12 protein-coding genes are annotated in these 14,249 nt (G+C 43.4%); 4 read left to right on the top strand and 8 right to left on the bottom strand.

Annotated features, from left to right (window positions below; translation table 11 throughout):
- Positions 1-121 precede the first annotated feature (121 nt).
- Positions 122-502: a hypothetical protein gene (locus Q4546_RS06840; RefSeq protein WP_303445958.1), complete on the bottom strand. Its 381-nt coding sequence runs from the start codon at positions 500-502 to the stop codon at positions 122-124.
- A 1,290-nt stretch (positions 503-1,792) separates the two neighbouring features.
- Here Q4546_RS06840 and Q4546_RS06835 point away from each other — a divergent pair.
- Positions 1,793-2,008: a TIGR02450 family Trp-rich protein gene (locus Q4546_RS06835; protein WP_102438391.1), complete on the top strand. Its 216-nt coding sequence runs from the start codon at positions 1,793-1,795 to the stop codon at positions 2,006-2,008.
- On the opposite strand, the gene Q4546_RS06830 is transcribed toward Q4546_RS06835, so the two are convergent.
- From Q4546_RS06830 to Q4546_RS06820, 3 genes are all read right to left on the bottom strand, one after another.
- A complete protein-coding gene (locus Q4546_RS06830) occupies positions 2,009-2,680 on the bottom strand; it encodes a nitroreductase family protein (RefSeq protein ID WP_303445957.1) in 672 nt (223 codons plus the stop codon).
- A gap of 63 nt (positions 2,681-2,743) precedes the next feature.
- A complete protein-coding gene (locus Q4546_RS06825; RefSeq protein WP_102438387.1) occupies positions 2,744-2,917 on the bottom strand; it encodes a YbaM family protein in 174 nt (57 codons plus the stop codon).
- A 154-nt stretch (positions 2,918-3,071) separates the two neighbouring features.
- Positions 3,072-3,446 (bottom strand): PH domain-containing protein, encoded by a 375-nt coding sequence (locus Q4546_RS06820; protein WP_102438386.1) that lies wholly within the window; start codon positions 3,444-3,446, stop codon positions 3,072-3,074.
- Positions 3,447-3,877: 431 nt separating this feature from the next.
- Here Q4546_RS06820 and Q4546_RS06815 point away from each other — a divergent pair, with 431 nt between their 5' ends.
- A complete protein-coding gene (locus Q4546_RS06815) occupies positions 3,878-4,594 on the top strand; it encodes a nucleoside-diphosphate sugar epimerase (protein ID WP_303445956.1) in 717 nt (238 codons plus the stop codon).
- A 167-nt stretch (positions 4,595-4,761) separates the two neighbouring features.
- Here the strand turns inward: Q4546_RS06815 and cydC are convergent, their stop codons facing one another.
- A complete protein-coding gene (cydC, locus tag Q4546_RS06810) occupies positions 4,762-6,549 on the bottom strand; it encodes a cysteine/glutathione ABC transporter ATP-binding protein/permease CydC (protein WP_303445955.1) in 1,788 nt (595 codons plus the stop codon).
- Positions 6,549-8,429, bottom strand: coding sequence for a cysteine/glutathione ABC transporter permease/ATP-binding protein CydD (cydD, locus tag Q4546_RS06805; RefSeq protein WP_303411970.1), 1,881 nt, complete (start codon positions 8,427-8,429; stop codon positions 6,549-6,551). Before cydD ends, cydC begins: the two co-directional genes overlap by 1 nt.
- A gap of 350 nt (positions 8,430-8,779) precedes the next feature.
- Between cydD and Q4546_RS06800 the strand changes: the two genes are divergently transcribed.
- Positions 8,780-9,661 (top strand): sensor domain-containing diguanylate cyclase, encoded by an 882-nt coding sequence (locus tag Q4546_RS06800; protein ID WP_102476892.1) that lies wholly within the window; start codon positions 8,780-8,782, stop codon positions 9,659-9,661.
- 56 nt (positions 9,662-9,717) lie between these two features.
- On the opposite strand, the gene Q4546_RS06795 is transcribed toward Q4546_RS06800, so the two are convergent.
- Positions 9,718-10,791: a DUF3626 domain-containing protein gene (locus Q4546_RS06795; RefSeq protein ID WP_102520552.1), complete on the bottom strand. Its 1,074-nt coding sequence runs from the start codon at positions 10,789-10,791 to the stop codon at positions 9,718-9,720.
- A 277-nt stretch (positions 10,792-11,068) separates the two neighbouring features.
- Here Q4546_RS06795 and Q4546_RS06790 point away from each other — a divergent pair, with 277 nt between their 5' ends.
- Positions 11,069-12,484: a DEAD/DEAH box helicase gene (locus Q4546_RS06790; protein ID WP_102438374.1), complete on the top strand. Its 1,416-nt coding sequence runs from the start codon at positions 11,069-11,071 to the stop codon at positions 12,482-12,484.
- A gap of 303 nt (positions 12,485-12,787) precedes the next feature.
- On the opposite strand, the gene dbpA is transcribed toward Q4546_RS06790, so the two are convergent.
- Positions 12,788-14,191 (bottom strand): ATP-dependent RNA helicase DbpA, encoded by a 1,404-nt coding sequence (gene dbpA / locus Q4546_RS06785; RefSeq protein ID WP_102438372.1) that lies wholly within the window; start codon positions 14,189-14,191, stop codon positions 12,788-12,790.
- Between the last annotated feature and the right edge of the window lie 58 nt (positions 14,192-14,249).

Raw genomic sequence — 14,249 nt, 5'->3', positions numbered from 1 at the left:
AAAACAGTTAACGCTTCACATATGGGGCGCAGACTTGCTGGCTAAAATTGCGCGTAGCGCCAGCCAGCGAGTATGCGTCCCAATGAGCGAAGCGAATGAACATAATGTGTTTGTTATATTTTTACTCAAAATCAACCTCTAGTGTTACGGACATGCCACACCCAGTACCGTAGCTAAAACTTAAATAATGCTGTTGAAAGTTTTTGTGGTCTGTAACGAACCATACTTTAGTAACACCATCATCTTCATATGTGCTTAATGTAGCAAAAAAGGTGGGGTGTTCAAGATTGCTCACGAATAGCGAGACTGAATCAAAGCGTTGACCATCAATACTTTTTGGCAACTCTGCAATTACGTCGTATGCACCGCTGTTCAGAGTAGTTTCTACTTTGAAAAGATTACCGTATTTTTTATTCCACTCTTCCGCTTGCGCCTCTGTATGAAAGCAAGTTGTTGAATTAGCAAAACAACTAAAAAAACACAGTGCAAAGATAGCTCTCAATGTTCAATCCCTAGAAAAATATAACAGCTTATTATCCAGCGTCTCGGATAAAGCCCTGCCTTATAATTAATTTTGAATTCAATTTATCATGTAACTTACTGATATAAAAGAACTAATACCTACTTTATTGGCCGCATTAAGGTTAATCACTCCGCAAAGTTGAGCCTGAACATTTATCGGGTCCATTGTTACTCAATATGAATAACATAAACCCATGAAATATATAAGTTAAACTTTCAACCTCAAATTTATCGATGCCAATTGACCTGATTTTGGCTTCGATAATAATGAAAAATTCTTTGAGGATTAATATAACTGCGTTAATACACAGTGATATTAAGCTTTAAACTTCATTTATATTGGCCCCGTTACAGCAGGCCATTACTTCAATCTAACCAATTGCCTGCCGCAGGTGATGTATAGGATATACAAATGTCGCGATCACATGGTCAATGATGTTCCCGACATCATCATGACATTTCCCAAATCCCTATGGGTCAGATGTGAAAGAGCGACCTTATGTGCAAGCACTACTGTGACACGCTGCATTCTTTATATAAATCAAAAGGTCCCTGAAAGCTCTGCCAAAACAAATAACATCCTTGTTAAACGGCCAGTTCGGCATCCATGCCTCTCGCTCAGAACGTTTCACACTGTGAAACTTCGCCATGTCATGGACGGTCACAGCTGCGCTTACACCGGAATGTTCATATCTTCGATTTAGCCTCATATATTGCGGCAAGTAAAAGCTAAAGAGTTGAAGATCTATTTGCCTCCGACTCAATTTGAATTGAGGACGCAGAGAAAATAGCGTGTGCTCACATGGATGTGAGCATAGCTTTCGCGGTGCAGGGTCACTCCTTAGCATCCATGCCACCGTGACATTTGTAAATCCATTTACTTCAGACTCACCATCGGAAGCGTTAGCATTTTCACTCTTTATAATAAACAGGGGCCGAAGTTAGCAACAAACGAAGTCAGAAGCTGGATCAATCCCCGTCGAAAATTATGCGCTTTTCAGCATTTTTCGTCGGGGGCTGAGGGATTGTTAAGGGGGACAAGCAGTTTCCCCCTTGACTCTGGTGTGGGCGAAGCGCCACGACTTTGATTTTTACATGGCAAAATAAATTGAGGGCAAGTGTGAATGTGAAAAAACCACAATGTTAATCCAAACAGAATTTGGAAGCAGAACCCTTCTATAGCTGAACCTTTTAACCCGATTCAACGTAATAACGTAATGAGGTAAATAAACAATCAGATGAGATATAGACCGCCAACTAGGAAAAATGAATGAACCCATTACACCCAAAAAAGTTACTTCATAGTAAATGGACAAAGGTCAATGTGACCGAAAAACTAAAACACTTTTCGGTCACTAAAGTCAGTTTTGATGAACAACAAAACGTGATTGAATGCTTAATTAGAGCTGAGCTAAACGGTCAAGAATTTGCTATCAATTGGCGCGAGTTAAAACAAACCAGCCAGTGGTTACAAGGCTGGAAGTAATCATAAAAAATCACAAATCTCAGTTAACGGTTTCTTGTGTAAAGCATGCTCTGGTACCGTAGCATTCTCATCAGGATAACCAGCCACAATCAGCATATAGGGGCGCTCATTGTCATTATCTCGGCCACATACTTTACTTAAAAACGACATAGGTTTGGGAGTGTGAGTTAAGGTGCCAAGGCCTGCATTGTGCAGCGCCTGAATTAAAAAACCTGTGGCGATGCCTACCGACTCATGCACGTAATAATTCTGCTTTTGCTCACCATTATCTTCGCTGCGTTTTTTAGAAAACACCGCAATTAACCAAGGGGCGGTTTCTAGATAAGGTTTGCTGGCATTAGTGCCTAATGGCTTTAAATTATCGAGCCACTCTTCACCGCCGCGACCGGCATAAAATGCTTGTTCGATGGCTTCAGCTTGCTGGCGAATTTGCGCTTTAATCTCAGGGTTACTGATGGCGACAAAGTGCCACGGCTGATGATTGGCGCCATTTGGCGCTGTCCCTGCCGCTAAAATACATTGCTCAATGACCTGCTGAGGAACCGCTCTATCAGAGAACTTACGTATCGAATGACGGCGTTTTACATTTTGATAGTTTTGCTGCGCCCGTACAATCATCTCTGCTTGGCTATATTCGATGAAATCGGTCAGTGGTAAGTGAGCTTCGGTCATATCTGTTCCTTGATTATTTTAGTTCGACCATGTGAGTGGTTCTCAAGCCGTTACTCCGGGCAATTACGTGCCCTGTTGCTGCTTTTTTTTGAAATCAGCTAAGGTGATTTGTAATGCTTCAATCGCCGTTGTGGTATCTATTTTATTTTCTTCGAGTAACTGAATTAAATCGACCGCAAGTTGAATGGATTTAGGGGCATCATTCAGAGGTGATGGTTGCGGGTTATCTGTGGTCATTTGCGTTATCCAATATGTAAAGTAGGCCTAACCATACGCACATAATGATTGCGTTAAGGCTCAGCCAATATGTTAACTCAGTAATTGTTGTTGGCCTGCGGTTTCTTGTAAGCCGTTAGCTGGCAGCTTTGTTATAAAACACATTAACTCGCAATTAAAGTGAAAAGTTAGCAATGGCTTTTTGAATGCCCACCACATCAGTGCCTTTTTTTAGCTCTTTAACTATGGGTTGCTCTGTGCCTGAAATATAAATTTTCAGCTCGGCATCCATATCAAAGGTACCTGCGGTTTCAACAATAAAGTGAGTCATCGATTTATAAGCAATTGAATGATAACTCACCTTTTTGCCCGTCATGCCTTGTTTGTCGATTAAAATAAGCCGTTTGTCGGTGAACACAAACATATCGCGGATCAATTTATAACCCAGATGCACTGACTCATTGTCAGCCAAAATTGGCGCAAGCTCTTGCTCTAATTCTGCTAAATCAACTTCTGACGAGTTACCTAATATCGCATCAAATAATCCCATAACGTCTCCCTGTTTTTATGTTTTCAAACTGAATGGTCAGCTTATTCATTATATTTATGCCACAAAATACTGTGCTATCTTGATGATATTAACAAGCTTATTCCATGCTAAAACCGACACTTATTAGATGTTCAATGACAGCAGTTATGTACTGATAACCCGGTAATTTCCTATGCAATAGCGCTTTCTGCGCACTTATTTTGAGCCGTACTAACAAGCTTATTCCATGCTAAAACCGATACTTATAAATGTTCAATAGCAGCTGCTATGGACTAATAACCCTGCAATTACCAATGCAATTACCTATGCAACTACCTATGCAGCAGCGCTTTTGCGCACTTATTTTGAGCCGTATTAACAAGCTTATTCCATGCTAAAATCTCTACTTATAAAAAAGAGTCAACATGCTGGCTTGGTACTTTAGGAAAAATATGAATGCTGCAATAATTGGTGCCACAGGGCTTATTGGTGCAAATGTGTTACTTGGATTACTGGCTGATGAGCGCTACCAGCAAGTAATGGTTTTAGGTCGACGTCTGCCACAACTGGCTGAAGGCACCCACGGCATCGACAAGCTCAGCTTTATTCAATGCCAGCTAGAAGACATCCCCAGTTTATCCATTCCGATCGACATCGATCATGCATTTTGTTGTTTAGGCACCACCATTAAGCAAGCGGGTAGCCAAGATAATTTTAAAAAAGTAGATGTGACTGCAGTTATTGATTTCGCTAAGTTAATCCAACAACATCAACTTAGCAGAAACCGTTCAAAGCCATGGTCTTTTTCAGTGGTCACGGCATTAGATGCCAATGCAAATTCAAGCATTTTTTATAATCGTGCTAAAGGTCAGGTACAGCAAGCCTTAGTCGCGCTTAACCTACCTAAACTAATGATATTTCAGCCAAGCTTGTTATTAGGGGAGCGTGCGAGTCAGCGAACCTTAGAAGATATAGGCCAAGGGTTATTTAAACTCACTTCCGGTTTGTTTATCGGCCCACTTGTGAAATATAAGCCCATAAGCGGCGAGCGAGTGGCAAAAGTGATGTTGCAGACAGCTATACAAAATGAGCTACATACAGCCGCTAATAACCACTCCCCAGCAGTGCAAATCATAGATAACAAAGCCATGCATTTAACGGCTAAATAACTTATTCATTTCCATAAAAAAAGGCGCTTATTATAAGCGCCTTGATTAATTAGCCTTGTCATTTAGATGCTTATTTGATGAAAGCTTATTCATTAAAAGCTTTGCCAATGAAGGCGCAGTTAATAAAGGCTAATCTAAAAATAACACTAGCCTTAAAAATTAGCCGATTAGTCTTTGGCTAAATGCTTATATAAACCTTGGTATTCAGCACAATCTTGCATTAAGTCTTCATGGGTGCCACTGGCGGCAATCAGCCCATTATCCAGCATATGAATTTGATCCATTTCAGCCATGGCGGTGAGTCTGTGGCTTATCATCAGTAAGGTTTTACCTTCAGCAAACGTAAACAGTAAGCGTAAAATTTCCCGTTCAGTGCGTTTATCAAGCCCTTCGGTTGGCTCATCAAGCAATAAAATAGGCGCATCACGCAGTAATGCACGAGCCACCCCAATTCGGCGCTGTTCGCCACCTGATAACTGACGCCCGCCGTCACCAATCCAGCTGTCTAAACCAATTTCTTCACCGCGATCTGTAGCCGTTACGGACTCAAGTAACGTGCCTAAGCCCACTTGCTTTAACACTGCGATTAAGCGCTGATCATTGGCCTTTTTCTTTTGCCCCTCAACATAAGGTAAGGCAATGGTTAAGTTATCGCGTACTGTGCCAGCAAATAAATGCACCCGCTGACTCACCACTGTCATCGCGTTGCGTAATGACACTTCGTCATAGTCAGCAATATCATGACCTGATAATCTGATTTGACCTTGTTGCGGCATCCACTCACGGGTGATCAGTGCAAGCAAGCTTGATTTACCACAGCCCGTTGGCCCAAGTAAGGCCACTTTTTGGCCTTGGGTTATATGTAAATTAACCCCGGTTAAAATTGACCGCTCAGCTTGATAGCCAAAGTGAATGTCGTTTAACTCAAGTTCTGTAGCAGCTAATTCACCCCCTTGAAATTGGCGCTCACCGTACTGAATATCCCCTTGCTGATCGGTAATTTCAGTAATACGTTTAGCCGATAACACACAGCTAGATAAATGCTGAAACGCCCCAGAGATTGGCATCATCATTTCAATTGACGCCATAGTAGCAAACACCATTGTCGCCATTAAGGGGCCTGGCGGCACCTGCGCACCAACGCCTTGTCCAGCAAGATATAACATCATTACCACAGCAAAACCGTTCACCGCAATCAATAGCCCTTGGCTAAAACCAGTAATATTGGCCATGGCTGTTTGGCTGTTAAATAAGGCTGTTTCAGCATCACGTAATTTTTGTCTATAACGATCATTAGCTGCAAAAATGCTTAATTCAGCTTGTCCCTGAATAACATCAAGGATTAACACTCTAAAGTGGCGCTTAGCATCTACCACAGCCTCACCAGGTTTTCTGCCTAAGCGATAGAATATCAATGGCAGCACAATCCATACACTCAGCAACAAACCACATAGGCTTAACGCTAGGGTTAAATCAAACCAAGATAAAAATGCATACAAGGCAATGATGGTCAATAACGACGCTGTCATTGGCACCAGTAAGCGTAAATACAAATGATCTAAGGTATCGATATCGGCCACTAGACGGTTAAGCATGTCGCCTTGTCGTAACCCTTGCAGATTACTGGCACTAAGCGGAAACAGCTTTTTCCAAGACCAAACCCGTAAATCCGTAAGTAATTTAAAGGTCGCCTCATGGGTAGCTAAGCGCTCACCATAACGACTTGCGGTGCGGGCAATAGAGAAAAAACGCACCCCACCAGCAGGAGTAAAAAAGTTAAAGGCTAATGCCGTGGCTGCAGTTAAACCCGCGATGGCGGTTGCGGATAAAAACCAGCCCGATAATGACAATAAACCGATACCCGCAAGGATAGTAGTACAGGTAAGAAACAAGCCAATGGCCATCATCAGCCATTGGCGTTTAAACAATTTAAGGAACGGATATAAAACTTGCATTATTTATCCTCCTTAGTGCCAATGCTCTGCGCCATTTCGGCTTGGTTATTTACGTTTGCCGCGTCAGTATCAGATTCAGCAGTAATAAACAGTGATAAACCATCATCTTGTTGCTGCATTGATTTGAATAAACCCGGTTGCTGGCTGAGGGTTTTATAGTCGCCTTGTTGCACAAGTTTGCCATTATCAATCACTAAAATATTATCCATATCTTGTAGCTGGTCTAATCGATGGGTGATCATCAAGCTGGTTTGCTGCAACTTGGCTTGATTAAGGGCGGCGCTAACCAGTTGCTCACTTTGGTTATCAAGACTGGCGGTGGGCTCATCCAACAAGAATAAGCTCGCAGGTTGCGACAACGCCCGCGCAAGGGCAATACGCTGAGCTTGTCCCACTGAAATACCCGCTGATTGGTCACTAATAATGGCATCAAGCCCTTGGGGATGAGCCTGAACAAAATCAGCAATATTGGCTTGTTGCAGTAACGCCATAATCTCAGCATCGCTGAGCTGTGCGTTGCCTAGGCTGACATTATCGCGGATAGATCCATGGAACAACTGCGGGTCTTGACCTAACCAAGCAAGCCTTGAGCGCCAATAGTTTTTATCAAGTAAACTCAGCTCAGCGGCATTAATTTGCAGTGAACCTCTGTAAGGTAAAAAGCCCAGCAAGGCATTTAATAAACTGGTTTTACCGGCGCCACTTGGGCCAACAATAGCAATATGTTCGCCGGCTTTAATGCTAAATGAAATCGGCCCTAATAAGGGTTTTCCCTCTAAGGTGAGCACTTCAAGATCTGTTGCGGTGATCACAATTTTACTGAGATCGGTGTTTCGCAGCTGGCCAGTTTGCTCGCTAAAGTTTTCGTCAACTTGCTTTAATGGATTAGGATGTTCAAGAAGTTCTACCAAGGCTTCTGCTGCACCAATGGCTTGTGCTTTAGCATGGTAATGGGTGCCTAAATCACGTAATGGCTGAAAAAACTCTGGCGCTAAAATCAGCACAAACATACCGGTAAATAAACTAATTTTAACCCCATAATGACCAAAATTAAGGTGCTCTAGGTAGCTAAAGCCAAAATACACCGCCAGCACAGCGATAGATAGCGCGGCAAAAAACTCCAGTACCGCCGAACTTAAAAATGCCATTCTCAGCACTGACATAGTGCGTTGCCTAAAGTCTTCTGAGCCAGTTTCGATTTGCTTTACTTCAGCTTCTGCGCGGTGAAACAGCTTGAGGGTACTTATGCCCTTTAAGCGATCCATAAAATGGCCGCTTAAACGTGACAGCGCGCTGAAGTTTTTACGATTAGCATCGGCGGCGCCCATGCCCACTAAAATCATAAACATGGGGATCAACGGCGCTGTGGCCAGTAAGATCAGCCCTGAGGCCCAATTGAGCGGAAATACCGCCACTAAAATAATTAGCGGAATAAACGCTGCCAGCATCATTTGCGGTAAATATTTAGCATAAAAATCGTGCAGATCTTCAACTTGCTCAAGAACCACACTGGCCCATGCCCCTGCTGGTTTACCTTTAATAAAAGCTGGACCTAAATCGGTGAGCTTATTGAGCACAGCTTCACGAATGTCGCCACGAAGGCGTTTACCCGCTTCAAAACTCAAACGCTCTCTAGCATATGCCAGCACCGCTCTGACTAGAATTAAACTAATTAAAGCGCCAAATTGCAGCGTAAAACTGCCCATGGGTAATTCCAGCATGATCACCCCATGGAGGATGGTCGCCAACAAGTAAGCTTGGGCAACAATTGCCACCCCATTAGCGGCCCCGGTAAAAATGGCTAATTTAAGGAAAATACCACAAGATGATTTCTGCGATTTAAGCCAGTGAGTGAGGGACTTTTCTAAAGTTTTATCCATTAGATTCCTGAAGAGAAATACGCCTAGATTGGCGCAGTAAAGTGTGGAAAATTGCCGCAGTATCGCAAGCTAAAGCCCTAGATTACAGCCGCCACCTTAGAAGTGTTAACTGACTCACACAATACTAATAAAAATTATAGTAGGTAAAGCTTATTAACCTTGTTTAGAGGGTTAAAAGATCTGCTTAAAAACCACAGCGGCTTTGATGACCAGAGCCATAAAAACTCCCCATGACTAAAACCATAAACATTGTTACGTTCAAATATTAACCATTGACAAATACCCTAATTCTACCCACATTTAGTTAGTCCTTTTTAATGACTAAAAATTCACTGTGGAGATGCAATTAAATGCAATTTGATCTTCCTGCGCTGCGGGCCCAAGCATTTGATTATTTATTTGATGCTGTGGTGGTCACCGACACTGAAGGTGTTGTGATCGATTGGAACGCAGGTTCTCAATCTTTATATGGCTATAGTAAAGCCGAGATACTGGGTCAACACGTCAGTATTTTGCATTCGCCGGAGGATACTGAATCTATCACCGAACAAGTGATGTCTGCAGTGGCCAAGCATGGCAAGTGGAGCGGTGAAATTCGCTTTAAACATCAAGATGGCACCATAGGCTGGATTGAGTCCATGTGTATCCCGCTGTTTGATGAGCAACAGCAGTTTCTCGGCGCACTCGGCATCAACCGCGATATCACCAAACGCATTGAAGATGCCCAGCGGTTATTAAACCTTGCCTATTACGATCAACTCACCCAAATGCCCAATCGTCACTTACTCACTGACAGAGTCGGACAATATATCGAAAGAGCCAAACGCAATAACAGTCGTTTTTGTCTGTTTTATATTGATTTAGACGACTTTAAAAAGGTCAATGACAGCCTTGGTCATAACGAAGGTGATCAAGTGCTAATAGAAGTGGGCCGCAGGTTAAATGCCCAAGTCAGAGATGCTGACACCATTGCTAGAATGGGTGGTGATGAGTTTGTCTTAATGATTGAAGGCATTCACGACAACAACGACATTGCCGCAGTGGCAGATACCTTAATTGCATGTTTATATAAGCCCTTTCAATTGGGCGAACAATCGGTAAACGTTAATTGCAGTATTGGTATCGCCACTTACCCTGATTCGGGTGAATGCTTTGATAGTTTGATTAAATCAGCTGACTTTGCCATGTACAAATCCAAGCGCCAAGGCGGAGCAACCTATCGTTTTAGCTAGCCTTATCAGGCTGCTGATTTAGCTACTGGCTTTAGCAACAGGCTTTAGCAAGTCGCTTAAGATGTTGGCTCAGTTGGCGCAATCGCACCAAATTTCACTAACACATGCCAGATTAACTTCAACTGCTGTAACTGCTGTGCTTGCTTACCGCGCTCACTCCATAACATTGGCTTTAAGGTGAGATCCATTGCCGCTTTGCCAATTAATTGTGCGGTGATTAAGCCGTCTTTCGCAATTGCTTGAGCAAGTACTGGCATATCAGGGCCACGAAAATCTTTTGGCACGCTATCAACTGTTAATTGATAACCCTGATGCCACAGCAATCTGATGTCATATTCCTCACACAGGGCTTGCATGCAATCCCCCACTTCAGTGAGTTTAAAACTTGGGTCTGCCACCAGATAAGCAATATCATCATCCAGTGATACATCACCGTGGATCTGCGCTTCGATATAATGATCAAGATTACCTAAGGGCTGGCGAGCAAAGCGTGCATTAACTTCCATAGGCAGCTGCTGTAAATGCGTAATAATCTGCGCTGGTTTGATATTAGCCAGCCCCAGCGCATAATGGCGCTCAAAACTTTCACTAAGTAACGCCGCTAAAATCACTTCAAAACACTGCAGCGTGCCCTTTTCTTTTGGCAAGCGATATGAATCCATATAACTAAAACTGCAGCGAGATAACACTTGGGGCTTTGTAATGAAGTAACAACTACCAAAACGGGGTGCTGGGCCTAGTGGGCAAAAACCTAAATCTAAAGCGCCATATTTAGGCCGATGTTTTACCCCAGAGTAGCATTGACCAAACAGTTGGTTCTCCCAATGATCTCGAGGGCCACCTAATTCAGGTGATAACTGGCCATTGGAGATATGAGTCTCAAACTGGGTTTTATAATAGCCATCTTTTAATAGCCCAGCAGCCACACTGAGCCCGCGACTATCAATGCGATCGGGATGAAAATGCAGTGCCACTTGGCCGTGAGCATGTAACTTTTTCATTCCCTGCTGCACATCTTGGCTGGAAATATTAGACATCAGCAAAATATTTTTAATCACCGAACAGGCTTGTTCACGAAGGCAAGCCAGCGTTTTTTCAATATGAACTTGCGCGGCAAACTGCGGTTTCATTTATCGCGACTCCATTCGGTAAGTGATTGTATTTCATTGTATGTTAAATAGCCGACTTTGCCATCAAAGATTAATCCTTATTCATCGATTTCGGCCATTGTGCTGAGTGAAAGTACCGCTAACACCAGCGTTAGCTGTGGATGCCATGCCCTAAGGCCAAGGGTTAAATTGGCGATTTATTAGCACTTATGCACCTATTCAGGTAAGCTTCACGCCCGCCACATTCTGGCTCCCATTTATTGTAAACAACGTTAGCGTTGACCAAAGAGATCATTCTATGAGTTTTGCCTCCCTTGGCTTAAGTGCAGCAATTTTAAAAGCTGTTGAAAAACAAGGCTATGACACGCCTTCCGCTATTCAAGCACAAGCGATCCCTGCTGTACTTGAAGGCAAAGATGTTATGGCTGCAGCACAAACCGGCACCGGCAAGACAGCAGGTTTTACCCTGCCACTACTAGAATTACTTTCAAAAGGTCAACGTGCACAGCGCGGACAAGTTAGAGCCTTGGTATTAACTCCAACACGTGAATTAGCCGCTCAAGTTGCTGAAAGCGTGTCAACGTATGGCGCAAACTTACCGCTAAAATCTGCAGTGGTATTTGGGGGCGTATCTATTAACCCGCAAATTGCAGCACTAAGAAATGGCGTTGATGTTTTGGTGGCGACACCGGGTCGATTATTAGATTTATGCCAACAAAAAGTATTGAGCTTTAGTCAGCTTGAAGTGCTTATTTTGGATGAAGCCGACAGAATGCTGGATATGGGCTTTATTCGTGACATTAAGAAAATCTTAGCCATGTTGCCAAAGCAACGTCAGAACTTAATGTTCTCAGCCACCTTCTCAGATGAAATTCGCGAGCTGGCTAAAGGCTTAGTGAATAACCCAGTTGAAATTTCAGTAACGCCACGTAACGCAACAGCGAACACGGTTGATCAAGCGGTATACGCCATTGATAAAAGCCGTAAAGCTAAAATCCTAACCAAGCTAATTAAAGAAAATGATTGGCATCAAGTGTTAGTTTTTTCACGCACCAAACATGGCGCCAACCGCTTAGCAAAAAACCTAGAAGCTGATGGCATTAAAGCGGTTGCTATTCATGGTAACAAGAGTCAAAGCGCTCGTACTAAAGCTTTAGCTGACTTTAAAGCAGGCACTGCACAAGTGATGGTGGCCACCGATATCGCTGCCCGTGGTATCGATATTGACCAACTGCCATTTGTGGTTAACTTTGACTTACCGAATGTGCCTGAAGATTATGTGCATCGTATTGGCCGTACTGGCCGTGCGGGTGCATCTGGTCAAGCGGTATCATTAGTGAGTGATGAAGAAGTCAAATTACTGCATGATATTGAGCGTCTTATTAAGCGCGTAATTGAACGTAAACAGATTGCCGGTTATGAAGCATGTCATACTTTGCCTGAGCCGAATTTGAATCGCGCTGGTGGCCACAACAGCAACCATAAAAAGCCGAACCCAAATCGCCGTAAGCATGCGAGCCAAAACAGCAGTGATAGATCAGGTAAACCAGAATCTAGACATAGCTCGCGCCAGAATTCGCGCGCTGATGCCTCGGCAAATTCAACAGCGGCTAAAAAGCCACAACGTCGCCGCCAAGGTAACAATAGCGCCAATAGCGCAGCTTCTGGCAGTGTGAATCCTTACGCTAATGCAAGACCTAAGTCCCGTGACTAATGCTAATCGCTAAAGCGAGTTCTCGATGAATTAGCTCAATAAAAAAGGTATGAAGACAATAGTTTTTATACCTTTTTTTTGGGATTTTTTGTTGAGCACTACGATACTAGGGGAAGAGCGACACTGATTAATATGCTATCCGGAGTCGATAACGGTCAAGCGACAGCTACATAGAATCAACAGTACTGAGCTTTACATCAACAGCACTGAGCCATAAATAGATATAAAAAAGCGAGTTTAGTATTAACTAAACTCGCTTTCAATTCAGTGAGTAACGCTAGCGCTACCGACTCAAAATAATATCTACAAGAACCAAGCGCGGTAGGTTTTACCTTTTAAACGGCCTTTAGTGATCTTGTTAAGTGCCTTTTTAGACGCGGTGCGTTTCACTGCCACAAATGAACGGATATCGGTCACTTTAATTTTGCCAATGTCTGCGCCATCAATGCCATTTTCGCCAGTTAAACCACCAACGATATCGCCAGGGCGAACCTTATGCTTCTTACCTGCATCGATTTGAATGGTAACCATCTCAGCTTCAAGTGGCATTTTCGTTAACGCACTCATGGCTGGTAATGCTTCACCGTCGATTTCGCGGCCAATTAGCTCACCGATTTCAACCATACGATGACCATCTTCATGACTATAGAAAGTGTAAGCTGCGCCAGTACTGCCCGCACGACCGGTACGGCCAATACGGTGAATGTGTACTTCGGTATCGTAGGCAATGTGATAGTTAAATACCGCGTCTAAGTCTTCGATATCTAAACCACGAGACGCCACATCGGTTGCCACTAATACGCGGGCACTTTTGTTGGCAAAACGCAGTAACATTTGATCGCGCTCGCGCTGCTCTAAGTCGCCATGTAAGGCTAGTACGCTAAAACCTTGTTCAGCTAACGTATCCGCCACTTTTTGAGTTTCACGGCGGGTGTTACAAAACACCACCGCACTTTCAGGCTGCTTATCCAGTAACAATAACTGTAAAGCCTCCATACGTGCATGATTGTCTTCGGTTAGATAAAAATGCTGATCGATAGTGAGGTTGTCGTGCGTCGCTTCAACCTTAACCATTAATGGCTTATACATGATTTGATCAGCAACCTGCTTAATTTGCTCAGGGAAGGTCGCGCTAAATAGCAAGGTTTGACGCTCACGCGGCGTGTCTTCAATAATTTGGTCTAATTGCTGCTGAAAGCCCATTTCTAACATGCGATCGGCTTCATCTAAAATCAGCATGTTAACGTTGCTTAAATCTAAGCGATTGCGATCAAGATGATCAACAATACGTCCTGGGGTGCCAACAATAATGTGCGCGCCATGTTCCAATGAACCAATTTGTGGTCCCATTGGTACGCCGCCACACAATGTTAGTACTTTCACGTTATGAATGCCGCGAGCTAGAGTACGGATCTCTTTTGCCACTTGGTCGGCGAGTTCACGTGTTGGGCACAACACCATGGTTTGGATGCGAAAACGTTTCACATCTAACTTGTTTAGTAAGCCCAAACCAAATGCTGCAGTTTTACCTGAGCCGGTTTTTCCTTGGCCAATCACGTCATCACCTGCAAGGATTGCTGGTAAGCTCTCAGCTTGAATTTGAGTCATTGACTCGAATCCCATGGTTTTGAGATTTTCAAGCAAATCAGGTTTAAGATTTAGTGATGCGAAAGCCGTATTAGCGGCTTGTTGAGTAGACTGACTCAAGGCGAATATCCTCTGATATAAAACGGGTACTGAAACAAAACGAGTACAAACAAAACGA

The sequence above is a fragment of the Shewanella sp. 4_MG-2023 genome (genome assembly GCF_030548015.1).
Taxonomy (GTDB): domain Bacteria; phylum Pseudomonadota; class Gammaproteobacteria; order Enterobacterales; family Shewanellaceae; genus Shewanella.
Note: the sequence above shows the minus strand (reverse complement) of the source record. Positions and strands in the feature narration are given on the sequence as shown.

Excerpts from the sequence above, each read along its gene's own strand:
- Q4546_RS06815 (WP_303445956.1), top strand. The coding sequence starts at position 3,878 with ATGAATGCTGCAATAATTGGTGCCACAGGGCTTATTGGTGCAAATGTG.
- Q4546_RS06820 (WP_102438386.1), bottom strand. The coding sequence starts at position 3,446 with ATGGGATTATTTGATGCGATATTAGGTAACTCGTCAGAAGTTGATTTA.
- Q4546_RS06795 (WP_102520552.1), bottom strand. The coding sequence starts at position 10,791 with ATGAAACCGCAGTTTGCCGCGCAAGTTCATATTGAAAAAACGCTGGCT.
- cydC (WP_303445955.1), bottom strand. The coding sequence starts at position 6,549 with ATGCAAGTTTTATATCCGTTCCTTAAATTGTTTAAACGCCAATGGCTG.
- Q4546_RS06800 (WP_102476892.1), top strand. The coding sequence starts at position 8,780 with ATGCAATTTGATCTTCCTGCGCTGCGGGCCCAAGCATTTGATTATTTA.
- Q4546_RS06830 (WP_303445957.1), bottom strand. The coding sequence starts at position 2,680 with ATGACCGAAGCTCACTTACCACTGACCGATTTCATCGAATATAGCCAA.
- Q4546_RS06790 (WP_102438374.1), top strand. The coding sequence starts at position 11,069 with ATGAGTTTTGCCTCCCTTGGCTTAAGTGCAGCAATTTTAAAAGCTGTT.
- Q4546_RS06835 (WP_102438391.1), top strand. The coding sequence starts at position 1,793 with ATGAACCCATTACACCCAAAAAAGTTACTTCATAGTAAATGGACAAAG.
- Q4546_RS06825 (WP_102438387.1), bottom strand. The coding sequence starts at position 2,917 with ATGACCACAGATAACCCGCAACCATCACCTCTGAATGATGCCCCTAAA.
- cydD (WP_303411970.1), bottom strand. The coding sequence starts at position 8,429 with ATGGATAAAACTTTAGAAAAGTCCCTCACTCACTGGCTTAAATCGCAG.